Consider the following 21,972-nt stretch of genomic DNA (forward strand, 5'->3'; position numbering starts at 1 on the left):
GGCCGGCGTAGCCGATACGCCCGAGCGATCCAGGCCGGCAACCAGCGCGCCATCGGTGTACGGGTCAACCTTGCCGGTACGCGCACCATCGGTGTAGGCATCGAATCCGCGCGCCGGCGAAGCCGAAACGCCCGAGCGGTCCAGGCCAGCGATGCGGGCGCCTTCGGTGAAGGTATCCAGCTTGCCGCTGCGAGCGCCGTCGGTGAAGGCGTCGGTTGAACGGAAGTCGTAGCCATACTTGTCGGCGGGCACCGAGGTGCGGAATTCATAGCCGTACTTGTCGCCGGCGAGGGTGTCCTTGGCAGAAGCGGCCTGGGCGGCGCCGATGGCGGCGAGCGACAGCACGAGGGTGGAAGCGAGCTTGAGGGCGAAGGTCTTGGTCATGATGTTCTCCAGTATCTTAAAATTCGTTGAATTTCGTTGATTGTTCGCTGCGACTGCCAGAACGTTGCTTTGTTTGTGCGCGCCGTCCATGTAACGAACTATAGGAGAATCATCGGTGCGTTAGACCAGTCTTATCCGGATAGATTGTTCAGAATTTTTGAATTCGCGTCGGTGGCATCAGGCAGCCGCTAGCCGCCATCACGGCCGGCGTCGCCATCTGCGCGAGCACGCGCAACACGGCCACCTCGCTCTGCGTCCACGCGTTGCGCGCGGCAAGAAAGTTGAACGTCCCCACGCAGTGTCCGCGCTCGCATACCGGTACGTTCACCACCGCCGAAAGCGCAAGCCCGCGAATCGTCGAGATATCGTCGAACACGGCTTCAAGCGCCGCGTCCCCCTCGCCCACGAAGACCTCGCCCTGATGCAGCACCCAGCGTGTCCACGGCGTATCAGCCTTGTACTTGCGCCCGCCCACGGGGTAAGCGGTGGTGTCGGAGGACCATAGCCGCACCACTTCCGAGCTGGCGCGCCGGTACGCGTTGATGGTGAGCAGCCCCGGGCCCAGCAGCGCGGCAGTGGCGCTGCCGATCGCATCGAAGGCGATGGCGGGCTTGGCCGCGCGCGCCAGCGTGTCGCATAGCGCGGCTAGCAGCGGCACCGGCAAGGTCACGACGCAGGGCGCGGCATCATTCACGGTCTCGGTCACGGCTTCACTCTCCCTTGATGCCCAGGTCCCGAATCAACTTGCCATAGCGGTCCGCGTCGCGGCGCAGGATGGCGGCGAACTGCTGAGGCGTGGAGGTCGCGGTTTCCACGCCGATGGCGTTCATCTTTTCCTTCACGTCAGGCAGCGACATGATGCGGTTGATCTCCTGGTTCAGGCGCGCCACCAGCGCCGGCGGCATGCCGGCGGGGCCGAAGGCGCCGTACCACACGGACAGCTCATAGCCGGGCACAGTCTCGGCCACCGTGGGCACGTTGGGCAGCAGCGGCGAGCGCTTGGCTTCGGTCACGGCGAGCAGGCGCAGCTTGTTGGCCCTGACGTGGGGCAGGGTCTGCGTGCCGGCGGAGAACAGCAATTGCGTTTGCCCGGCCACGGTGTCGACCACGGCGGGCGCGCCGCCCTTGTAGGGCACGTGCAGCATCTGCACGCCGGCCATCTTCTCGAACAGCACCGCGCTCAGGTGGTTGGTGGAGCCGGGGCCGGCGCTGGCATAGGCTAGCTTGCCGGGGTTGGCGCGTGCGTAGGCGATCAGTTCCTTGACGTTGCGCGCGGGCACCGATGGGTTGACCACCATGGTGTTGGTGACAAAGGCCAGCAGGCCCAGCGGGGTGAAGTCTTCCACGCCGCGAAAGGGCATATTGGGCATCAGCGCGGGGTTCATCGCGTGCGTGCTCATGGAGCCGACCAGCAGCGTGTAGCCGTCGGGCTGGGCGCGCGCCACCATGGCGGAACCGATATTGCCCGAGGCGCCGGGCTTGTTGTCGACGATCACCGGCTGGCCGAGAGAGCGGGTCAGGTGCTCGGACAGCACGCGGGCAAGGATGTCGGTGGAGCCGCCGGCGGCCCACGGCACGATCAGCGTGATGGGCTTTTGCGGGAAGGGATCGGCGGCGCCGGCGCCCGAGGCGGCGGCAAACAGCGAGAACGTGGCAAGGCCCAGCAAGCAGCGCTTCAAAACGGCTTTCATCTCTTTCCTTCTCCGATGGCTATGCGAACCGCACGGTGCGATCCGCCTTGATTCGATCCTGCGAGTCTGGTCCAGCGGGCCAATGCACCAATGCACCAATGCACCAATGCACCAATGCACCAATGCACCAATGCACCGTCAGCGGCCCACCGCATATCCCTGCATGCCACGCGCATTGGCGCCGGCGCGCAGCACCAGCCGCCCCTGCGCATCGCGCTCCCGCGTGCAGGCGGACATCCGACCCTCCGACCAGGGCTCGCCTACCTTGACCTCATGGCCGCGCGCGCGCAGCGCCGCGATGGTGTCTTCGGGCAGCCGGGACTCCACGCTGAGCCGGTTGAGCACCACCGAGCGCGGCCAGAACGAGCCGGGGAAATGATCGACATGCCAGGCCGGCGCATCGATGGCTTCCTGCAGGTTCATGCCGTGCACGGCGTGGCGCAGGAAGAAGGCGACAGACCATTGGTCCTGCTGGTCGCCGCCGGGGGTGCCGAAGACCATATAAGGCTCGCCGTCGCGCAGCGCGAGCGAGGGCGACAGCGTGGTGCACGGGCGCTTGCCCGGCGCCAGCGTGTTGGGCAAGCCGGGCTCCAGCCAGGTCATCTGCAGGCGGGTATTGAGCGCGAAGCCCAGCTCGGGAATCACCGGGCTGGACGACAGCCAGCCGCCCGATGGCGTAGCCGCGACCATGTTGCCGTCGCGGTCGATCACGTCGATGTGGCAGGTGTCGCCAACGAAGATCTCGCGCTCGGCCCATTGCGCTACCGGCGGCATGGCCGCAAAGGTGGGCTCGCCCACGCCGAAGCGCACATCGGCGTGGCGCAGCGTGCGCTGCGCCGCGCCGAGGTCAGGCAGGCGGGGCGCGCGGCCATCGACCGTGCCCGGCAGGATGTCGAGCGAGGCGCATCCGCCGATCTGGCGCGCGCGTGCGGCGAGGTAGCCGGGATCGAGCAGGCCGGCCAGCGGCACATCGCCAAAATCGGGGTCGCCATACCACGCCAGGCGGTCGGCCATGGCCAGCTTGGCCGCCTCGGCAATGCGGTGCACGAACTCGGGCGAGGTGGGTGCGTGCGCGGCGAGATCGGCGTGGCGCAGCATGCCGAGTTGCTGCAGGAACGCCGGGCCTTGGCTCCAGATGCCGCACTTGGCCACCGTATAGCGGCCAAAATCCAGCGTGGCGGGCGCCTCCACGGTGGGTGTCCAGTGCGCCATGTCTTCATGGCGCAGCAGACCTTTATGCCGCTCGCCGGTGGTGTCGCGCACCGCCTGGGTACGGCAGAAGCTGTCGATTTCCTTGGCGACGAAGCCCCGGTACCAGCCATCCAGTGCGGCGTCGATCTGCTGCTCGCGCGTGCCGCTGGCGGCTTCGGCGGTCTCGACGATGCGCGTATAGGTGCGTGCCACGCCAGGCACCGTATGCAGGCTGCCCGGGCGGGGCACGCGGCCATCAGGCAGCCAGACGGCCGCCGAGCTGTGCCATTCGTTCTGGAACAGTTCGCGCACCGCCAGGATGGCTTGCGAGATGCGCGGCACCAGCGGGAAGCCGTCGCGCGCATAGCCGATGGCGGGGGCCAGCACATCCGCCAGCGTCCAGGTGCCATAGTCGCGCAGCATGGTCAGCCACGCGCCGAAGGCGCCTGGCACCGTGGCGGGCAGCAGGCCGATGCCGGGCACCAGGTCCAGCCCCATGGCGCGCATCGCCGCCGGGTCGGCCAGCGCGGGCGCCGGGCCTTGCCCGCAGATGGCGCGCACCGCGCGTTCGCGCTCGCTCCACAGCAGGATGGGCACCTCGCCGCCCGGCCCGTTAAGGTGCGGCTCCACCACCTGCAGCACAAAGCCGCCGGCAACGGCCGCGTCGAACGCGTTGCCGCCGCGCTCCAGCACGCTCATGGCGGTTTGCGAGGCCAGCCAGTGGGTGGACGAGGCCACGCCAAAGGTACCGACGATTTCCGGGCGGGTGGTGAACATGCAGACTCCGTGGCGGATCGGGCAGGGTGGCGAAACGCGCTGGCGCTCAAGCGCGCAACGCAAGCCGAGTGGGATTGGTGCCTGGAAGTATAAGGTCACCGGATAACTGTTTTTGGTCAATAAATTATCGTTGCATAACAGATTGGTTATGCATGGAGCGGGTCATGGCCGCATCCGGACTAGCCCTTCGCCAACGCGAACAGCAGAAGCAGGACATTCACAACGATTAACGCGTACAACACCAGCATGGGCGCCGGCGTGCTCCGGCACAGCGCAACCACGTTGCGCAAGCGCCCGTCTCGTCCGCGTTTGAGCAGGTAGGCCAGGCTCATGCCGAACGCGCCAAACCAGGCCAGGTTGCCAAGCGTGCCTTTGGGGGCGGAGGCCGCCTTGCTAGCGAGAGGGGGCGCGGCAGCGACAGCCGGCGAAGCGCGCGACGATGTATCCGCCGTGGTGGCGTTTAGGGCCGGTGGCGCGTCGTGCAGCGCGGCCATCGGCTGCGCCGATGCTGGCGGATTCTGTCTGAGCGGCATTGGCCTTGCTGCTTCGCCGCGCCGTGGACTGTTATGCGCTTCCAGCTTCTCGTGCTGCTTGCTGGAGCGGTTGGTGTCCCGGGCCGGCTTCGGCCTGGCATCGTGCTGCGGCCATTGCGCGAAGACACCGTCAAGACAGCGCACGGTGTCGCAAGCGTCCCGCTTCTTGCGCCAGGCTACGATATCCGCTTGGCGAATGGCACCTGCGTGCAGCAGCCGTTGCTGCTCGGCATAGATGCGCTCATAACCAATCGACAGAAGGGCGTAATCGCAGATGAGCCGCGCCGCGCGTGGGCCTTTGTCTGTTTGCCGCGCACACGCCTGGTGGCTTGCGGCCGGGCCTTGGCAACCGGCAGGGGCCGCACGGCTCGCTGTCTTACAGACGATGTCCGACGCCTGCGCACCAGGAATGACAAACAGGCTCAATGCTAGGAGGACGGCCAGGTGGCCTGTGACCCTGTTCATCGTGTCTTCTCATAGAAGTGACGATTTCGGCGCTGAGGTCCGGCCGGGATCCGTCAGACATTGTGCTACAACGTCACGACCGCGGTCCGCGCGTTACCGCACGTACGCCGCCAGCATCTTTTGGAAATGGTCTCTTAATAAAATCAAAGGTGTGCAACGCGCACAGGCCCAGGACTTTCATTGCCCTCACCAGTCGACAAACTCCAGCACAACCTCATCTCGCGCCTGCGCTTGAAGCACCTTGCGCTGCTCCTGGCGCTGGACCGCCAGCGCTCGGTCTCGCGCGTGGCGGCCGAGATGGACCTGACCCAGCCCGCCGTGACCAAGGCGCTGCGCGAGATCGAGGAGATCTTCATGGTGCCGCTGTTCGTGCGTTCGCGCCGGGGGCTGGAGCCGACGGGCACCGGCGCGGCGGTCTTGGCGCATGCGCGACTGGCCATGGCGGATACGGAGGCGCTGGGGCGGGAGCTGGCGGTGATCGGCGCCGGACTGCATGGGCGGTTGCGCATCGGCGTGATTCCCTATGTGGCGCCGGTGGTGCTGGACGCGGCCTGCTCGCACGGCCTGCGCCAGCAGCCGCGCGTGGCGGTGCTGGTGCGCGAGGGCACCACCGATGAACTGGTGGCGGCGCTGCGCGCGCACGAGCTCGATTGCGTGATCGCGCGGTCCTTCTACGCGCCGGGCGATGACATCGCGCAGACGCCGCTCTACCGCGAGGAACCGGCGCTGGTGGTGCCTGTGGACGCCGCGGCGCGGCTCGCGCGCGGCAAGCTGGACTGGCAGCGCCTGGCGGCGCTGGACTGGATCCTGCCGCCCGCGCACACGCCGATCCGGCGCACCATCAACACACTGTTCGCCACCGCCGGCGCGGTGCCGCCCACGCCAGTGGTGGAAACCTATTCGATCAAGACCATCGCCACGCTGATGCGCGACCAGCCGCGCGCCATCACCATCGTGCCGCGCGCGGTAGCGGCTGAACTCGCCGCCACCGGCAGCGCGGCTGTGTTGCCGCATGCGCTGACGTGGGACTTGCCCGCGGTGGGCGCGATGTGGTTGCGGCGCACGGAGCATAGCGAGCCGCTGCAGGCGCTGGTGCGGGCGTTGCTGGGGGCGGTGGCGGTGAAGGGCTGAAGCCTATGGGGAGCAGCCGGCACGGGGTCAATGTGAACATCCCCCGGTACTTCCGTGGCATCAGCTCTTACGCCTAGCGATCAAGTCATGCATCCATGGCTATCGCGCGTCGCCACGGCTTGTCTTACTTGGCCACCGTCGTGCGGCATGCAGAATGCGCAATATTTTCACGTCACTGCGCCCAATACGGTAGACCATGATGTAGTTCGATCTCACAACGCATTCCCTGGTGCCGGCGACTCTGCCTGCTTTATATAACTCAGGCCGCTGCCGAACCTGTTAGGCCACGGCTTCAAAAGTTTCATCCAACTCAACTGCAGCAACAGGATTGTCATCGCCGATGTAATCCATGATTGCCGCCCGATCTTCAAGTGCCGCTGGTAGCCAGCTTAGCCGCATCACTCGGTAGCCTTGGTCCCGCGAAGCAGCGCTTCACGACGCTTCGCGAAAATTCGGCGGGCCTCATTGTCCTTAACGCTTGGGCGGGCATCCTCGAGGCTGGCCTGAACCTCTTTGCGGAACCACGCGTCATGTTCAGTCGCCTCATCTTGGCTGCGCTTGACGTAGTCGCGCATGAAATCACGAAGCAGCAATGACGCTGGCCGGTCATGGGCCTTCGCAGCCTCGGTGAAAAGTGCTTTTAATCTATCATCAACGCGAAAAGTGAAGGTGGTTTCGGACATGAGTGACGATCTCCATGCAGATACTAGGTATGTATTTCGCACTAACAATGCACTGTGAACAAACCGAACCTAACAACGTCGTCGTGGCCGCACCAGACACTGCGAGCCGTCGATGGCGCTAGTGCCCGCGTTGCAGCAGGCGATTCGTGTGGATGGCCTGCCGCCCTATGTCGCTCGCCTGGCGGTTTTCTGCACCATGTCGCGAAGCACCTTGGCCGTGGGCGAGAGCGGTACGCTGTGCCGGGTGATCAGGCCCAGGGTCCGCGACACCTCGGGCTCGACCAGCGGGATGCTGCGCAACGTGGCATGCCCCTTCACAGGCAGGGCCAGGCGCGGCACCGCGGCGACGCCCAGCCCGGCTTCGACCAGCCCGAGCAGCGTCGACACATGGGCCACTTCAAAAAAACTCGTCGGCCTGCGTTCGCAGTTTGCCAATGCCGAGTCGATCAGCACGCGATTGCCGCTGGAGCGGTCGACGGTCATGAACCGCTCATCCGCCAGCTCCGACCACCTTACGCTTTTGCGGCGCGCGAGCGGATGCGTATGGCAAACGGCTAGCACGAACTTCTCGCTGAAGATCCCTTCGAAGGCGACATCCGGCTCCTGCGTGCCGATGAAGTTGATGCCGAAGTCCGCGCGCCCGGTGATGACGGCATTCAGCACGGTGTTGGCGCTTTCATCCAGTACACGGACACGAATGCGTGGGTAGTGCTGCGCAAATCGCAGGATCACCGAGGGCAGGAAGTAGTAGGCGGCGGACGGCACGCAAGCCACCGTCACCAGGCCGCTGCGTTGCGCGGCAAGGTCCGTGATGTTCAGCACCCCACCCTCAAGCTCCTCGAGTGCCGCCCGTGCGTGATCCAGGAACAGGCGTCCGACGTTGGTCAATGCAACGTGGCGCGTGCTGCGTTCGAACAGCTTGACGCCCAGGATGCCTTCCAGTTTTTCAATGCGCCGGCTCAGTGCCGGCGGCGAAAGATGGAGGTCGTCCGCGGCCGCGCGGAACGACAGTCGGTCCGCTACGGCCACGAATGCCTGCAGTTCCTGCAAATCGAAATTGATGCGTGCCATGCAACGATGTCTCCTGGAATTGCAATATACAAGTAATTACCTATAGGACATCATCAATTCATGAGCAAGGACATTCCCTGTGTATTGATGCGTGGCGGCACGTCTCGCGGACCTTTGTTCCGTGCGGACTGGCTGCCCGATGACCCGGCCAGGCGGGATCAGGTACTGCTGTCGGCGATGGGCTCGCCCCATGCCTTGCAGGTCGACGGGCTTGGCGGTGGCAGCTCGCTGACCAGCAAGGCGGCGATCGTCTCGTGCTCGCGCCGGCCAGGATGCGACATAGATTATCTGTTCGCGCAGGTTGCGGTCGACAAGCATCGGGTAGACACCCGTCCCAACTGTGGAAACATGCTCGCGGCCGTGGCGCCATTCGCCATCGAGGAGGGCTTGGTCCGGGCCGGCCAGTGCGCGACCACCCTGCGCATCTTCAACGTCAATACCTCGTCGGTCGTCGAAGCCGTGGTCCAGACCCCGGGCGGCCAGGTGACCTACGCCGGCGCTACGCGGATCGATGGGGTCGCCGGGACAGCGGCCCCGATCATGCTGAACTTCCTGGACGCCTGGGGGCGCGTGACCGGCGCCATGTTCCCGACCGGGAACACGATCGACGTGATCGACGCGGTCCCGGTGACCTGTATCGATGCCGCCATGCCTCTCGTCGTCGTTCATGCGGCGTCGCTCGGCGTGCGGGGAGACGAAACGCCCGCGGCGCTCGATGCCAACCGGGAGATGCTCGCGCGGCTGGAGTCGGTGCGCAGGCAGGCCGGACGCCGCATGGGGCTGGGCGACGTCAGCCACAGCGTCATTCCCAAGCCTGTCCTCGTCAGCGGCTGCGGCCGGGCGAATGAGATCACGTCGCGCTATTTCACGCCTTTGCGTTGCCACACGGCGCACGCCGTGACGGGGGCCGTCGGCATTGCGGCGGCGTATTGCACGCCTGGGACGGTGGCCAACGGGCTTGCCTCGACGCCTTCGCCGCAAGGCCGCATCGTGGTGCGTCACCCCGCTGGCAGCATCGAGGTCCACGTCGAACCGGAGCGCGACGGCGGCCCGTCGCCGTTCCGGCGCATCGGGCTCGTGCGTACCGCACGACGCATCATGAAAGGCCTGCTTTCCGTTCCCGGCGAAGTGATGGGCTGACCCCCGGGGTGCTTCGCGCTTCATCGCATCACGATAAACCTATCAGGAGATAAAGATGGCGACTACCTTCAGGCATGCCTGTGTCCTCGCGCTGGCCCTCGCCGCCGGCGTGGCGCACGCCAGGAACATCACGATCGTCGTTCCAACTTCGGCGGGTGGCGGCAACGATGCCATGGCGCGCGTCATCGCCCAGCGCATGAGCGTGTCGCTCGGCAAGCCGGTGGTGGTGGAAAACCGTGCCGGCGCCAACGGCGCGATCGCATCCGAGTATGTTGCGCGGGCCAAGCCGGACGGGCATACCATCCTGTTCGGGTACATCGCGACGCATGGGATCAACCCGGCTCTTCAGAAACTGCGCTACGACCCCGTCAAGGATTTCACGCCGATCGGCATGGTCGCCAGTTCCCCCACCCTGGTTGTCGTCAACCCGATGGTAAAAGCCGGCGACATGCAGCAACTGATCGACCTGGCACGCAACAAGAGTGCGAACCTGAACTACGCCTCCGCGGGCAATGGCACCGCGCCCCATGCCACGGCGGAACTATTCAGGCTCGCCACGCAGACGCAGATGGTGCACGTGCCTTACAAAGGATCCGCGCCGGCGCTGGTCGATACGATCGCCGGCAATACGCAGATCATGTTCCCGAGCTTGTTCACCGCCTACCCGCAGATCCGCAACGGCAAGGTACGCGTTCTCGCCGTGGCCAGCAGCAGTCGCACGCCGCTGCTGAAGGACACGCCGACACTGAACGAGCTGGGGATCGATGTCGCCGTCGATCAGTGGTATGCCATGTTCGCCCCCGCGGGCACGCCGCCGGAGATCGTCGCCCGGCTGAATGCGGAGCTCAACGCAGCGCTGCGCGACCAGGAAGTCGCGGACAAGATCGCGGAGCAGGGCGCCTACGTGCAGACCAGCACGCCACAGGAACTCGGCGCGCTCGTGAGCGCCGAGGTCGCCAAGTGGAAGCGGGTGGTTCAGGCGGCCGGCATGACCACGGACTGACTTCGGCAATTCCCGCCGCGTGGCGCCAGCCCGGTCTCGATTGGGGCATCGCGCGATCCGCGCGCGTGCTTGCATCACCGCATCGCTTCGCAGCATGGCCTCACAACATGGCCTCACGACACCTGACCACGGGGGACAAATGAACCAATACCGCCTCGCCATGCACGTCGCAAAACACACTTCGCTCGGTGCGATCTCGACACTGATGGCGTGCGCCGCGCATGCCCAATCCAGCGCGGCCATGTACGGCACCGTCGAATCCGGCATCCGGTACGCGACCAACGCCAGCAAGACCGGGGACGGCAAGCTTGAACTAACGGCGGGCGCGCTGAACGGGTCGCGATTCGGATTGCGGGGCACAGAGGATCTCGGCGCAGGGGTTGCGGCGGTCTATGTGCTGGAAGCGGGCTTTGACCTCGGCACGGGAAGCGCCCCGCAGTCATCCGTCGCGGGCTATGGTCAAGCGTCATCCGGTGGCGCGGGGCGCATGTTCAGCCGGCAGGCTTTCGTCGGGATGCAAAGCCGTTTCGGCGCGATCACCCTGGGCCAGCTGTACGGCGCGGCCTATCAGGCGACGGCAGGCGCGCAGATCTTCGGCAACCTGAGCCTGGACACGCTGGCGATCACGCGCTTCTATACCGGTAGCCGGCAAGACAACGCGGTCAAATACGAAGGAAAGGCCGGCAGTTGGAAGCTGGCCGCGCACCACGCCTTCGGTGAAGTGCCCGGCAACACGCGCGCCAACGCCAGCACCGGGACCGGCCTTAGCTACGACGACAGGAGATTCCGGGCTAGTGCGTTTTACCAGCAGGCCCGAAGCGCCGATGGCGCGCAGGCAAGAAAGACCGTGGGCGCTACGGCGGGATATGCGAGCGGCCGCCTGAAAGCGACTGCCGGATACCTCTCTAACCGATACAGCGCAACGGGCACGCGAAACGATGTCGTCATCGGCGGCGTCAGCTATCAGGTGTCACCGGCCTGGCTGGTCGGCGTGGGCGCATTCCACGATGAGCAGAAGGACCCGGGCGGGCGGCGCTCGGCCGCCTATCTGATCGCCGACTACCGTTTATCCAAGCGGACGGATGTCTTTTTCGGCGCCGACTACAACCGCATCACTGGCGGATACGCGCTGATCAAGTCGCAAGGCAGGGTGGGTGCCAAGGTAGGGGCGATGGTCGGGCTTCGGCATGTTTTCTGACGCCTCGTTCGCAACCGCGGCTTGCCGGAGCGCGCAAGCCGTTCGTCCCGATACGGGCAGCAAAAAAACGAGGCCGGCGGCGCCTGTCGCATGGCGCCGCCGGCCTCGTCCGATGCGATAGGGCGCCGGTCAAACGGCTTTGGCCTCACTCAATAATCTCGAACTCCCCGAAATACGCTTCATTCAGCGTCAGTCCCAACCCCGGCAGGTCATCGTCCAGTTGCAGATACCCGTTGTCCGGCGCCGGCTCGCCCTTGAAGATGTAATAGAACAGCTCATTGCCCACCTCCACGTCATGCACCGGGAAGAACTCGGACATCGGCGATGCGGTCGAGGCCATGGTCAGGTGATAGTTGTGCATCTGGCCCGCGTGCGGGATGACCGGCACGGACCAGGCCTCGGCCATGGCGTTGATCTTCTGCGCGGCGGTGATGCCGCCAACCCGGTTGGTGTCGTACTGGATCACGTCCACCGCGCGGCGCTCCAGCAGGTCCTTGAAGCCGTAGGAGGTGAACTCGTGCTCGCCGCCGGAGATGGGGAAGGGGCTCATCTTCTTGAGTTCGGCGTAGCCTTCGATGTCGTCGGCAATCACCGGTTCTTCCAGCCAGCGCGGGTTGAATTCGGCCAGGCGCGGAATCATGCGGCGGGCGTACTCCAGCGTCCAGCCCATATAGCACTCCAGCATGATGTCCACACCGTCGCCCACCAGCTCGCGCAGCAGGCGCACTTGTTCGATGTTTTTTTGCATGCCGGCGGGGCCATCCTTCGGGCCGTAGCCGAAGCGCATCTTCATCGCCGTGAAGCCCTGGTCGAGATAGCTCTGAGCCTCGGCCAGGAAGGCGTCGCGGTCATCGTTGTTGTAGAGCTTGGAGGCGTAGCACCAGATCTTCTCCTTGGTGCGCCCGCCCAGCAGCTTGAACACCGGCTTGCCCACGGCCTTGCCCATCAGGTCCCACAGCGCGATGTCCACCGCCGAAATCGCTGCCATGCCGATGCCCTTGCGGCCCCAGGCATGGGTGCGGCGATACATCTTCTGCCACAGGTATTCATTGTCGAAGGGGTCCTGGCCGATCACGATCGGGGCCAGGTACTGGTCGATGATTTCCTTGGCCACGCGCGGCGCCAGCGCGCAATTGCCGATGCCGACCAGACCCGTGTCGGTCTCGACTTCCACCACCAGCCAGCCGTGGAAGCGGAAGGAGCCCATGGCGTCGCCGCGCTCGAACAGGATGTCGGTGGCGTTGGTGCAGAAGTGGGCCTGCGGGGGCACGGTCTTGCCCTTCCATTCAAAGACGCGGGTGCGGATGTTGGTGATTTTCAAGAGAGTCTCCGTGGGTTTGGTTGCCAGTGGCGAATCGGTGGCGGGCTTAGAGGCCATTTCAAAAAGATTCTGGCGTCGTTGCGCGGCCTTGGCCGATCCAGTTGTACTGTCTGCGGCCGCGCGCCTAGCCAGAACCGCTTCGCTTCATTTTGAAACAGCCTCTTAGTCGGCTTTATGGGCTGCGCGGCTGCTGCCCATCTGGCAGGCGATGCGGAAAGCCTGCAGCGTGGCGCCGACGTCGGCGCGGCCTTGCTGCGTGATATCGAAGGCGGTGCCGTGGGCCGGCGTGGTGATCGGCACCGGCAGGCCGCCCTGCACGGTGACCCCGCGCGAGAAACCCATCAGCTTGATGCCGATCTGGCCCTGGTCGTGATACATGGTGACGATGGCGTCGAACTGCCGCTGCGCCGGGCCGCCCTGCACCTTGAGGAAGATGGTGTCGGCGGGGAACGGGCCGTCGGCCGCCACGCCGCGCGCCTGTGCGTCGGCCACGGCCGGCGCGATGATGTCGATCTCCTCGCGTCCGAAGGCGCCGTTGTCGCCGTTGTGCGGGTTCAGGCCGCACACGGCAATGCGCGGACGGGCCATGCCGGCGCCGCGCAGGGCCTGGTCGATCAGGTCGATGGCGTCGCCCACGCTGGCGCGGTTGATCATGGCGGGCACGTCCTTGAGCGCCACGTGCGACGTCACGCGGGAGGTCCACAGGCCATCGAGCACATTGAACTCGCAGAAGGCGCCGTGGTAGCCGAGCTTCTCGGCGAACCAGTGCAGCTCGTCGTTATGCCCCATGCCGGCGGCATGCAGCGCGCTCTTGTTGAGCGGGCCGAACAGGATGGCATCGGCCTTGCCGGCGTCGGCCAGTTCCAGCGCCAGTGCCAGCGTGCCGAGGCTGTAGCGCCCGCCTTCGGCGCTAGCCACGCCGCGCTGGTAGGCGGGCTTGCCGTCGAGTTGCCAGTGGAACAGGCGCGCTGCGTTGTTGCCGTCATCGCCGCCGAACGCCAGCGAATCGGTTTCGCGCAGTGCGATGTCGACACCAGCCACCTGCATGCCGCGGCGCCATTCGTCGCGATCGGCAATCAGCAGGATATCGGCGCGCGCCGCGGTGTCGGGGTCCGCGAGCAGCTTGGCGATCAGTTCGGGGCCGATGCCGGCGGGGTCGCCGAGCACCATGGCGATTCTGGGTCGTTGGGTCATGGGGGTCTCAGAGTGATCGGGAGATGTTGGTTCAGTCCAGCTTGACGCCGAGCTCGGCGATCATCTTGCCGTAGCGCGCATATTCGGCGCGCGAGAAGGCGTCGAACTGGGCGGCATTGAGCGTGCCTGGCAGCGCGCCCACGTCGTTCAGGCGGCGCACGGTGTCGGGATCCTTGAGTACGGTGGCCAGCGCGGCGCCCAGTTTTTGCAGCGTGGCGGGCGGCGTGCCGGCGGGGGCATAGACGCCGTACCAGGCATTGGTCTGGATGCCCGGCACGCCGGCTTCGGCCAGCGTGGGCACGCTGGGCAACAGCGCCGAGCGCTGGTCGGCGGTGACCGCCAGCGCGCGCAGCTTGCCGGCCTTGATATGGTTGATGACGGACGGCATGGTCTCGAAGCTCATGTCGACCTGCCCGCCCATCAGGTCCACCAGCGCGCTGCTGCTGCTCTTGTAGGGCACGTGCAGCAACTTGCCATGGATCTGGTGCGCAAACGCCGCGCCGGCCAGGTGCTGGGTGCTGCCCACGCCCGAGGAGCTATAGCGGAACTTGTCGGGGTTGGCCTGGATCTGCGCCACCAGCGACTTGACGTCGCGCGCCGTCACCTGGTTGTTGACCACCAGCACATTGGGCACCGACGACACCAGCGCCACCGGCACCAGGTCCTTGAGCGGATTGAATTGCAGCTTGAGCAGGTGCGGCGCGATGGCTTGCGAGGTGACCACACCCATCAGCAGCGTGTTGCCATCGGGCGCGGACTTGGCGGTAATGTCGGCGGCAATGGTGTTGGAAGCGCCGGGCCGGTTGTCCACCACCACGGGTTGCTTGAGGATGGCGGCGAGCTTGTCGGAGACGATGCGGGCCATGACGTCGGTGCCGCCGCCGGGCGCGGCACCCACCATCAACCGCACCGGGCGGGTGTCTTGCGCATAGGCGCCGGTCATGGCGGCGGCAATTCCCAGCAAGCCGGCGAGGGTGCCGGACATCCATCGTTTCATTATTGTCTCCATCGTTGTTATGGGTCTGCGCTGAGGTGCTGTTGTGCTGACGTGCTGTTTTGCTGATGCGCGGATAGCCAGACTATAAGGATGGGAGTGATATCTGACTAATGATGTTTATTGAATGGGTGATTACCTGCGGGAATACATCAGGACGCCCCCTGGTGTGTCTTGCCCGCCCTGCGCCCGGTCTGAAACGCGCTTTCAGGCTGGCGAGCAACCGGCGCGCAGCAGCTTGATCAGCTGGCCGGCCGCGGCGGACAGCGTGCCCCCGCGCCGGGTCACGATGCCGAAGGTCTGTTGCCGGGACTGCATCCTCACTGGAAGGATCCGCAGCAGCTTTTGCCGGGCAAACAGCTCCGCCACGCTGGTCGGCAGCAGCGATACCAGCCTGGCGCTGCGCTGCAGCATGGTCACCGTGACAAAGGTGGACGAGGTGGAGATCGCATTGGGCGGCATGCCCAGTCCCGCCATGTCCAGCTCCCGCTGCAGCAGGGCATGCATGGGCATCTGGCCGGGATAAACGATCCAGCGGTAGCCGGCAAGGTCGGCAAAGCCCAGTTCCTTGCCGCGCGGCGCCGCGTGGGCATAGCCCACCACCACGGAGATCGGCTCGTCGCCCAGCGGCTCGTATTGATAGCTGGCGGGCTGGTCGCTCACCAGCGCACGACCGATGACAAGGTCCAGCCGGCCATCGTCGAGCAGCGTCAGCATGCGCAGGCTGGTGTCCTCGACGATCTCGATGGACAGGTTCGGCTGGTCGGCCTGCATGGCATCGAGCGCCGGCACCAGCACCTGCGGCACCGCGCCCATGATGGTGCCCACGGCAAGGTGGCCGCCACGGCCCGAGCGGATCTCGGCCATGTCCTGGCACAGCGACGTCAGGTCCGTCGCCAGCAGGCGGGCATAGCGGATCACGCAATGGCCGAACTGGTTCGGCCGCATGCCGGTCTTGGAACGCTCGAACAGCGGCGCATCGAGCATGCCTTCCAGTTCCTGCAAGGCCTTGCTGGCCGCGGACTGCGTCATGGCCATGGCCGACGCGGCCTGGTGCAGCGATTTGTGGTCGTCCAGCGCGATCAGCAATTGCAGCTGCTTCATGCGCAGGCGGGACATCAGCACGTCCAGCGTGGCTTTCATATGCGTTCGGGTTCAGGAAGGAGGACGGCCATTTGAGCGGCCATGTGAGTCGTAAAAGCGATCACGAGATGGAAAGGTTTCAATATACAGCGCGGCATGGCGCGCCGTATATTCATTCCCTGCCGCAAGTCGCCCAGCCATAACAAGGAGAGAGACACCATGCCCAGTATCCAGCCCGCCTATCGTGGCGTATTCCCGGTGGCGCCCACCATCTTCGACGAGCAGGGTGGCCTTGACCTCGACGGCCAGCGCCGCTGCATCGATTTCATGATCGACGCCGGCTCCAACGGCATCTGCATCCTGGCTAACTTCTCCGAGCAGTTCGTCCTTGCCGACGATGAGCGCAGCCTGCTGATGACCACGGTGCTTGAGCACGTGGCCGGCCGCGTTCCGGTGATCGTCACCACCACGCATTTCAGCTCGCGCATCTGCGCCGAGCGCAGCCGTGCCGCGCAGGATGCCGGCGCCGCCATGGTGATGGTGATGCCGCCGTACCACGGCGCGACCATCCGCGTGCCCGAGCGCGCCATCTACGAGTTCTTCGCGACCGTCTCGGCGGCGATCGATATTCCCATCATGATCCAGGACGCGCCTGTCAGCGGCACCACGCTGTCGGCGCCGTTCCTGGCGCGCATGGCCAAGGAGATCGCCAACGTCTCGTACTTCAAGATCGAGGTGCCGCAAGCCGCGGTAAAGCTGCGCGAGCTGATCGCGCTTGGCGGCGACGCCATCGTCGGCCCGTGGGATGGCGAGGAAGCCATCACGCTGATGGCCGACCTCGATGCCGGCGCCACCGGCGCGATGACCGGCGCGGGCTTCCCCGATGGCATCCGCAAGATCGTCGATGCCTACCAGGCCGGTGACACGGAACTGGCCGCGCAGCATTACCAGCAATGGCTGCCGCTGATCAACTATGAGAACCGGCAAGGCTGGCTGGCCACCGCCAAGGCGCTGATGAAGGAGGGCGGCGTGATTGCCTCCGACGCGCTGCGCCATCCCTTGCAGCCCATGCACCCGGCTACGCGTGCCGGCTTGCTGCAGATCGCGCGCCGGCTGGACCCGATGGTGTTGCGCTGGGGCAAGTGAGGCGCGCCGCTTTTTTCATTTCAAGGACCCAAGATGAACCTCACAGGCGAACTGCTCATTGGCCGCCAGTCGGTGCGCGGCACCCATGGCGAGATCCGGGCCATCGATCCCGCATCCGGCGAAACCCTGGCGCCGGCTTTTGGCGGCGCCACGCGGGCGCAGCTGGATCAGGCTTGCGCGCTGGCCGCGCAGGCGTTCGATGGGTATCGCGAAACGCCGCTCGCGCAACGCGCCGCGCTCCTCGAGAAGATCGCCGCCAATCTCCTGGCGCTTGGCGACGCGCTGATCGCGCGCTGCGTCAGCGAGAGCGGCCTGCCGCGCGCCCGCATCGAAGGCGAACTAGGGCGCACCATGAGCCAGTTGCGGCTGTTTGCCGGCGTGGTGCGGCGGGGCGACTTCCTCGGCCTGCGCATCGATCCCGCGCAGCCGCAGCGCATGCCGCTGCCGCGCGTGGACCTGCGCCTGCGCCACATCGCGCTGGGCCCGGTGGCCGTGTTCGGCGCCAGCAATTTCCCGCTGGCGTTCTCGGTGGCGGGTGGCGACACGGCGTCGGCGCTCGCCGCCGGCTGCCCGGTTGTCGTCAAGGCGCATCCGGCGCATCCCGGTACCTCGGAGCTGGTCGGCCGTGCGATCCAGAAGGCGGTGGAAGAACTTGGCTTGCCCGAGGGCACGTTCTCGCTGCTGTTCGATTCCGGGCTGGAGATCGCGCAGGGGCTGGTCAGCGATCACCGCATCAAGGCGGTCGGCTTCACCGGCTCGCGCGCTGGCGGCACCGCGCTGATGCAGCTCGCCGCGGCCCGCAGCGAGCCGATTCCCGTCTACGCGGAAATGAGCAGCATCAACCCGGTCCTGCTGTTCCCGCACGCGCTGGGCAACCGCGCTGATGCCATCGGCAAGGCATTCGCTGCCTCGCTGACGCTGGGCGCGGGCCAGTTCTGCACCAATCCCGGCTTGATCCTTGCCGTGGACGGCCCGGATCTGGAGCGCTTCCTGGCCGCGGCCGAAGCGGCGATCGCGCAGATCCCGGCTTCCACCATGCTCACGCCCGGCATTCACCGCGCTTACGGCGCGGGGGTGGAAACCCTCGGCTGCCATCCGCAGGTGAGCACCGTGGCGCGTGGCCAGGCAGGTGCGCAATACCAGGGGCAGGCCGCATTGTTTTCCACCACCGCGCAAGCGTTCCTTGAACACGAGGCCCTGCGCGCGGAAATCTTCGGCGCGGCGTCACTGGTGGTGCGTTGCCCGGACCTGGCCACCATGCAGCGCGTGGTGGAATCCCTTGAAGGACAATTGACCGCCGCCATCCACATCGATGAAGCCGATTACGACACTGCGCGCAGCTTCCTGCCAGCCTTGGAGCGGCGCGTGGGCCGGATCTTGGTGAACGGTTTCGCCACGGGTGTGGAAGTCAGCCACGCCATGGTGCACGGCGGCCCATATCCGTCCACGTCGGACGGGCGCTCTACCTCCGTTGGCTCGCTGGCAATCGCACGCTTCCTGCGTCCGGTCTGCTACCAGGACATGCCTGCGGCTTTGCTGCCGCAAGCGTTGCGCGCGGGCAATCCGCTGGGCCTTGCGGTGCGGGTGGACGGCGAAATGCAGCCGGGCCACCAGCCAGTGGCGCATACCGGCTGAGGACGCGTGACCCGAGTCTTCGTTATCGGAGTGACGGTCGCCTAACCAGGCAGTGAGCACGGCCGTCGCTCTCTGTCCGGTGCCGCCAGATGCAACACCTCGCCATCCGTTGGAATACGCAATCGCGATTCGATGCCCGCCTGCCTTGCGGCGAGCGCTAGTGCGCAGCGTGTCACCGGGCAGTGGCTGAGCGCCTCCAGGTGATTTGCGACCACCGTGCCAGGTGCCAGGCGAGTGAGCTCGATGACTTCATCCACGCCCATGATGATGTCGCCACCCAGATCGAACCGTGCACCGCCGGCAGGCACGACGCACACCTGCGGGCGATGGCGCGCAACGAACGCCCGGACACCCGGTGTCAGTACGGTATCGCCGCTCAGATACAGGCTGGGCTCACCTGGTACTTCGATCAGGTAGCCGACGCCGTGCTCCATCAGTGTTCCAACCAGGCCACGGCCATGGGTGCAGCGGACCGTGCGGATCCGGCCTCCCAAAAAGGGGCTGGGCTGCTCATGCGCTTGCGGCAAGGGCTGGACATTCAATCCGCGTTCGGCCAGATAAGCGGCATCGTGCGGTGTGCAGATGGTCGGAATCTGCTTGTCGCGCAACCACCTTTTCGCGGCGCGATCCAGATGATCGAAATGGCCCTTCTGGCAATGCGTGATCAGGCAATGGGTGACAGATTCAAGCGCCGCCGCGGCCGAGCCGGGCAATTCGACTAACGGGTTGCGTTGCCTTGCGCCGAACAGGCGCAAGGGCGGCAGCGCATTTTTCGGCGCGAGCATCGGGTCGACCAGAACCCGGTTTGGGCCAAGTTCCAGAATGATGGTCGCGTTGCGAAGCTGGTGAATATGCATGACGAAGCCTCTGAGAAGAGACTTCATTGTGTCGAGGAGGCAATCCGTTGAGAATGGCGAGATTGGACATAATTGATTCGGTTTCTGCCATGCCAAAACCACTTCGTATTGGTTTGCTTTTTTTCCCGGGTTGCATGCCCGCCGGGCTGTTCGCGTTCTCGGATATGCTGCATGCGGCCAATCGGCGCACCGACCGCCCACTCTTCGAAATGCACCATGTGGCGCTGCGCGCTGGCACAGTCGAGTGCGCCCAGGGCGTGTCATTGCACGTTTCCAAGGCGCTGGATCTCACCAGCCTTGATGCTGTCCTGTTGCCAGGTTTTTGGGCCGAGTCGGCCCAGCAGGTAGACGACACGCTCGCGGCCAACGCAAGCCTTGTCTCGGCTCTGGCGACGCGACCCAAAGCAATGCTGCTATGGAGCTACTGCAGTGGGGTCTGCCTGCTGGCCGCAAGCGGGCAACTGAATGACCAGCCCGCGACCGTGACCTGGTGGCTGGCAGAGGCAATGGCACAACGCTACAAGAAGGTGAAATGGCAATGCGAGCGCAATTGCATTGTCACCGCGAGTACCGCCACGGCTTCCGGCGTGAATGGCTACCTGCCCATTGCCGAGGCGTTGATAGCGCGGCATGTCAGTCCTGAGGTGCTGCGCGATCTGGTCAACCTGATGGTGCTTCCACGTCCTGCGCAGCCGCATCCAGCGTTTCTGGCAATGAGCCTGATCGAGCAATCCAGCCGCTTGCTGCGGCAGTTGCATGCGCTGGTCGAGCAATTACCGGCCGAACAGGTCACGGTGCAACGGCTGGCGGAGCAACTCCGCATGTCGGAGCGCACGCTCGCTCGCAAGGTGAGAGCCGAAACCGGAGTGGCGATCGCAGCGTATGCCCGCTGCATCAAACTGAACCAGGTCAGTGACCGCCTTATTCTCACGGCATCGCCGGTCAGCATACTCAGCGCAGAGCTTGGTTTCAGCAGCGATTCCAATATGCGCCGCATGTTCAAGGAGTTGACTTCGCTGACGCCCCTGGCCTACAGGCAACGGTTCTCCAGATGACGACTCGGCACAGCATGCGCCTGGCTATCTGGTCGAGCCGGCTCGCTGCGTATTGACACCACCCACCCAGGCAAAGCGCGCGGCGCGGCTGTCAGCCGGCACCGCGCGCGGTGAAACCTCTTGCTAATGGATGCATCAGGCGTTGGCGCCTTCGGTGAAGACGTCGACCTTGCCGCTGCGAGCGCCATCAGTGTAGGCATCGAAGCTGCGGGCCGGCGTAGCCGATACGCCCGAGCGATCCAGGCCGGCAACCAGCGCGCCATCGGTGTACGGGTCAACCTTGCCGGCACGCGCACCATCGGTGTAGGCGTCGAATCCGCGCGCCGGCGAAGCCGAAACCCCCGAGCGGTCCAGGCCGGCGATGCGGGCGCCTTCGGTGAAGGTATCCAGCTTGCCGCTGCGTGCGCCGTCGGTGAAGGCGTCGGTTGCGCGGAAGTCGTAGCCATACTTGTCGGCGGGCACCGAGGTGCGGAACTCATAGCCGTACTTGTCGCCGGCGAGGGTGTCCTTGGCAGAAGCGGCCTGGGCGGCGCCGATGGCGGCGAGCGACAGCACGAGGGTGGAAGCGAGCTTGAGGGCGAAGGTCTTGGTCATGATGTTCTCCAGTATCTTAAAATTCGTTGAATTTCGTTGATTGTTCGCTGCGACTGCCAGAACGTTGCTTTGTTTGTGCGCGCCGTCCATGTAACGAACTATAGGAGAGTCATCGGTGCGTTAGACCAGTCTTATCCGGATAGATTATTCAGATTTTTTGAATATACAGACAGCTCGGGCGCACCGTGGCCCGCTACTTCACAAAGCCAAGCACCTCCCGGAACCGTTCATGCTGGCTCGTGCGCATCCATTCAAAGGCAACCATCTCGACCGTGGCCGCGGTTGCCCCGCTGTTGCGCATCCTGTCGATTGCCGCCTCCCGGCTGCAGGCCTGCCGCGAGCCGATGGCATCCAGCACCACGGTGACTTTCAAGCCGTGCCCGAGCAGCCCGGCAACGGTCTGGAGCACGCAGACGTGGGCTTCGCAGCCGGCCACCACCACGTTCTTCCGGCCTTCAGGAAGCAAGTCGAGCAAACCGTCCCGGCAGCCGTCGAAGTAATCCTTGGCCAGGGTCCGGTCGCACAGGCGCTTGATGTCATCGATATTCCCGCCCAGGCTGCCGGGGCTTTGTTCGGTGCCGATCACAGGCACGTCCAGCACGCGCGCGATGTTGCCAAGACGGACGGCCTCCTTTGCCACGCGATCGCCTTCGTGGATCGCCGGCATCAGGCGACCCTGGAAATCCACCAGCACTAGAACGGATTCGGCGGCGTTGTGCAGCATGTTCATTTCCTTTGGCGAGTTGGAGTGCCCAGCGTTTCGCGCATGCGATGCCCGGCGGGAGCGGTCGACGTCTCAAGCCGCATTGTCCCGCTTTGAGGCCGG

At 65.4% G+C, this 21,972-nt stretch carries 20 protein-coding genes and 2 pseudogenes; 7 read left to right on the forward strand and 15 right to left on the reverse strand.

Features of this window, described 5'->3' with window-relative positions:
• The 5 genes and pseudogenes from AC1RWI_RS13015 to AC1RWI_RS13035 form a co-directional block, all read right to left on the reverse strand.
• A pseudogene (locus AC1RWI_RS13015) lies at nucleotides 1–384 on the reverse strand (copper resistance protein CopQ); the annotation flags it as partial.
• A gap of 148 nt (nucleotides 385–532) precedes the next feature.
• Nucleotides 533–1,090, reverse strand: a complete 558-nt coding sequence (locus AC1RWI_RS13020) for a GAF domain-containing protein (protein ID WP_492866808.1) — start codon at nucleotides 1,088–1,090, stop codon at nucleotides 533–535.
• A gap of 4 nt (nucleotides 1,091–1,094) precedes the next feature.
• On the reverse strand, nucleotides 1,095–2,075 hold the full coding sequence (locus AC1RWI_RS13025; RefSeq protein WP_043353302.1) for a Bug family tripartite tricarboxylate transporter substrate binding protein: 981 nt from the start codon (nucleotides 2,073–2,075) through the stop codon (nucleotides 1,095–1,097).
• Between the two features lie 138 nt (nucleotides 2,076–2,213).
• Nucleotides 2,214–4,043 carry a gamma-glutamyltransferase family protein gene (locus AC1RWI_RS13030; protein ID WP_043353305.1) on the reverse strand — a complete coding sequence of 610 codons (1,830 nt, stop codon included), beginning with the start codon at nucleotides 4,041–4,043 and terminating at the stop codon, nucleotides 2,214–2,216.
• A 179-nt stretch (nucleotides 4,044–4,222) separates the two neighbouring features.
• A complete protein-coding gene (locus tag AC1RWI_RS13035; protein WP_492866811.1) occupies nucleotides 4,223–5,002 on the reverse strand; it encodes a hypothetical protein in 780 nt (259 codons plus the stop codon).
• Between the two features lie 219 nt (nucleotides 5,003–5,221).
• Between AC1RWI_RS13035 and AC1RWI_RS13040 the strand changes: the two genes are divergently transcribed.
• Nucleotides 5,222–6,172, forward strand: a complete 951-nt coding sequence (locus tag AC1RWI_RS13040; RefSeq protein ID WP_043353308.1) for a LysR family transcriptional regulator — start codon at nucleotides 5,222–5,224, stop codon at nucleotides 6,170–6,172.
• 99 nt (nucleotides 6,173–6,271) lie between these two features.
• Here the strand turns inward: AC1RWI_RS13040 and AC1RWI_RS13045 are convergent.
• The 3 genes and pseudogenes from AC1RWI_RS13045 to AC1RWI_RS13055 all read right to left on the reverse strand — a co-directional run.
• Nucleotides 6,272–6,433: pseudogene (locus AC1RWI_RS13045) on the reverse strand (type II toxin-antitoxin system RelE/ParE family toxin); the annotation flags it as partial.
• A 137-nt stretch (nucleotides 6,434–6,570) separates the two neighbouring features.
• Nucleotides 6,571–6,855, reverse strand: coding sequence for a hypothetical protein (locus AC1RWI_RS13050; RefSeq protein WP_043353310.1), 285 nt, complete (start codon nucleotides 6,853–6,855; stop codon nucleotides 6,571–6,573).
• Nucleotides 6,856–7,020: 165 nt separating this feature from the next.
• Entirely contained in the window at nucleotides 7,021–7,926 is a 906-nt protein-coding gene (locus tag AC1RWI_RS13055; RefSeq protein ID WP_043353312.1) for a LysR family transcriptional regulator, read from the reverse strand.
• 60 nt (nucleotides 7,927–7,986) lie between these two features.
• Here AC1RWI_RS13055 and AC1RWI_RS13060 point away from each other — a divergent pair, with 60 nt between their 5' ends.
• The 3 genes from AC1RWI_RS13060 (at nucleotide 7,987) to AC1RWI_RS13070 (ending at nucleotide 11,267) form a co-directional block, all read left to right on the forward strand.
• Complete coding sequence (locus tag AC1RWI_RS13060) at nucleotides 7,987–9,066, forward strand: 4-oxalomesaconate tautomerase (RefSeq protein ID WP_043353314.1); 1,080 nt, start codon at nucleotides 7,987–7,989, stop codon at nucleotides 9,064–9,066.
• Between the two features lie 55 nt (nucleotides 9,067–9,121).
• Nucleotides 9,122–10,069: a Bug family tripartite tricarboxylate transporter substrate binding protein gene (locus AC1RWI_RS13065; protein ID WP_043353317.1), complete on the forward strand. Its 948-nt coding sequence runs from the start codon at nucleotides 9,122–9,124 to the stop codon at nucleotides 10,067–10,069.
• 139 nt (nucleotides 10,070–10,208) lie between these two features.
• Nucleotides 10,209–11,267: a porin gene (locus AC1RWI_RS13070; protein WP_158408295.1), complete on the forward strand. Its 1,059-nt coding sequence runs from the start codon at nucleotides 10,209–10,211 to the stop codon at nucleotides 11,265–11,267.
• A 145-nt stretch (nucleotides 11,268–11,412) separates the two neighbouring features.
• On the opposite strand, the gene AC1RWI_RS13075 is transcribed toward AC1RWI_RS13070, so the two are convergent.
• The 4 genes from AC1RWI_RS13075 to AC1RWI_RS13090 all read right to left on the reverse strand — a co-directional run bounded on the left by AC1RWI_RS13075 (nucleotide 11,413) and on the right by AC1RWI_RS13090 (nucleotide 15,919).
• Nucleotides 11,413–12,588: an L-rhamnonate dehydratase gene (locus AC1RWI_RS13075; protein WP_492866815.1), complete on the reverse strand. Its 1,176-nt coding sequence runs from the start codon at nucleotides 12,586–12,588 to the stop codon at nucleotides 11,413–11,415.
• A 162-nt stretch (nucleotides 12,589–12,750) separates the two neighbouring features.
• Entirely contained in the window at nucleotides 12,751–13,782 is a 1,032-nt protein-coding gene (locus tag AC1RWI_RS13080) for a 4-hydroxythreonine-4-phosphate dehydrogenase PdxA (RefSeq protein ID WP_492866817.1), read from the reverse strand.
• A gap of 31 nt (nucleotides 13,783–13,813) precedes the next feature.
• On the reverse strand, nucleotides 13,814–14,779 hold the full coding sequence (locus tag AC1RWI_RS13085; RefSeq protein ID WP_492866819.1) for a Bug family tripartite tricarboxylate transporter substrate binding protein: 966 nt from the start codon (nucleotides 14,777–14,779) through the stop codon (nucleotides 13,814–13,816).
• Between the two features lie 204 nt (nucleotides 14,780–14,983).
• A complete protein-coding gene (locus AC1RWI_RS13090) occupies nucleotides 14,984–15,919 on the reverse strand; it encodes a LysR family transcriptional regulator (RefSeq protein ID WP_043353329.1) in 936 nt (311 codons plus the stop codon).
• 159 nt (nucleotides 15,920–16,078) lie between these two features.
• Between AC1RWI_RS13090 and AC1RWI_RS13095 the strand changes: the two genes are divergently transcribed.
• The gene (locus AC1RWI_RS13095) at nucleotides 16,079–17,005 is read left to right on the forward strand and encodes a dihydrodipicolinate synthase family protein (protein ID WP_043353333.1); all 927 of its coding nucleotides are present in this window, start codon (nucleotides 16,079–16,081) and stop codon (nucleotides 17,003–17,005) included.
• Nucleotides 17,006–17,038: 33 nt separating this feature from the next.
• Entirely contained in the window at nucleotides 17,039–18,640 is a 1,602-nt protein-coding gene (locus tag AC1RWI_RS13100; protein ID WP_492866821.1) for an aldehyde dehydrogenase (NADP(+)), read from the forward strand.
• 41 nt (nucleotides 18,641–18,681) lie between these two features.
• On the opposite strand, the gene AC1RWI_RS13105 is transcribed toward AC1RWI_RS13100, so the two are convergent.
• On the reverse strand, nucleotides 18,682–19,497 hold the full coding sequence (locus AC1RWI_RS13105) for an MBL fold metallo-hydrolase (protein WP_052494877.1): 816 nt from the start codon (nucleotides 19,495–19,497) through the stop codon (nucleotides 18,682–18,684).
• An 89-nt stretch (nucleotides 19,498–19,586) separates the two neighbouring features.
• Between AC1RWI_RS13105 and AC1RWI_RS13110 the strand changes: the two genes are divergently transcribed.
• Nucleotides 19,587–20,552 carry a GlxA family transcriptional regulator gene (locus AC1RWI_RS13110; RefSeq protein ID WP_043353338.1) on the forward strand — a complete coding sequence of 322 codons (966 nt, stop codon included), beginning with the start codon at nucleotides 19,587–19,589 and terminating at the stop codon, nucleotides 20,550–20,552.
• Nucleotides 20,553–20,687: 135 nt separating this feature from the next.
• Here AC1RWI_RS13110 and AC1RWI_RS13115 read toward each other — a convergent pair whose 3' ends face one another.
• Both AC1RWI_RS13115 and AC1RWI_RS13120 read right to left on the reverse strand, forming a co-directional pair.
• Nucleotides 20,688–21,146, reverse strand: a complete 459-nt coding sequence (locus AC1RWI_RS13115; protein WP_043353339.1) for a hypothetical protein — start codon at nucleotides 21,144–21,146, stop codon at nucleotides 20,688–20,690.
• A gap of 193 nt (nucleotides 21,147–21,339) precedes the next feature.
• Entirely contained in the window at nucleotides 21,340–21,870 is a 531-nt protein-coding gene (locus tag AC1RWI_RS13120) for an isochorismatase family protein (protein ID WP_492866824.1), read from the reverse strand.
• Nucleotides 21,871–21,972 lie beyond the last annotated feature (102 nt).

It is taken from the genome of Cupriavidus sp. MPR-AND1C (assembly GCF_058809705.1).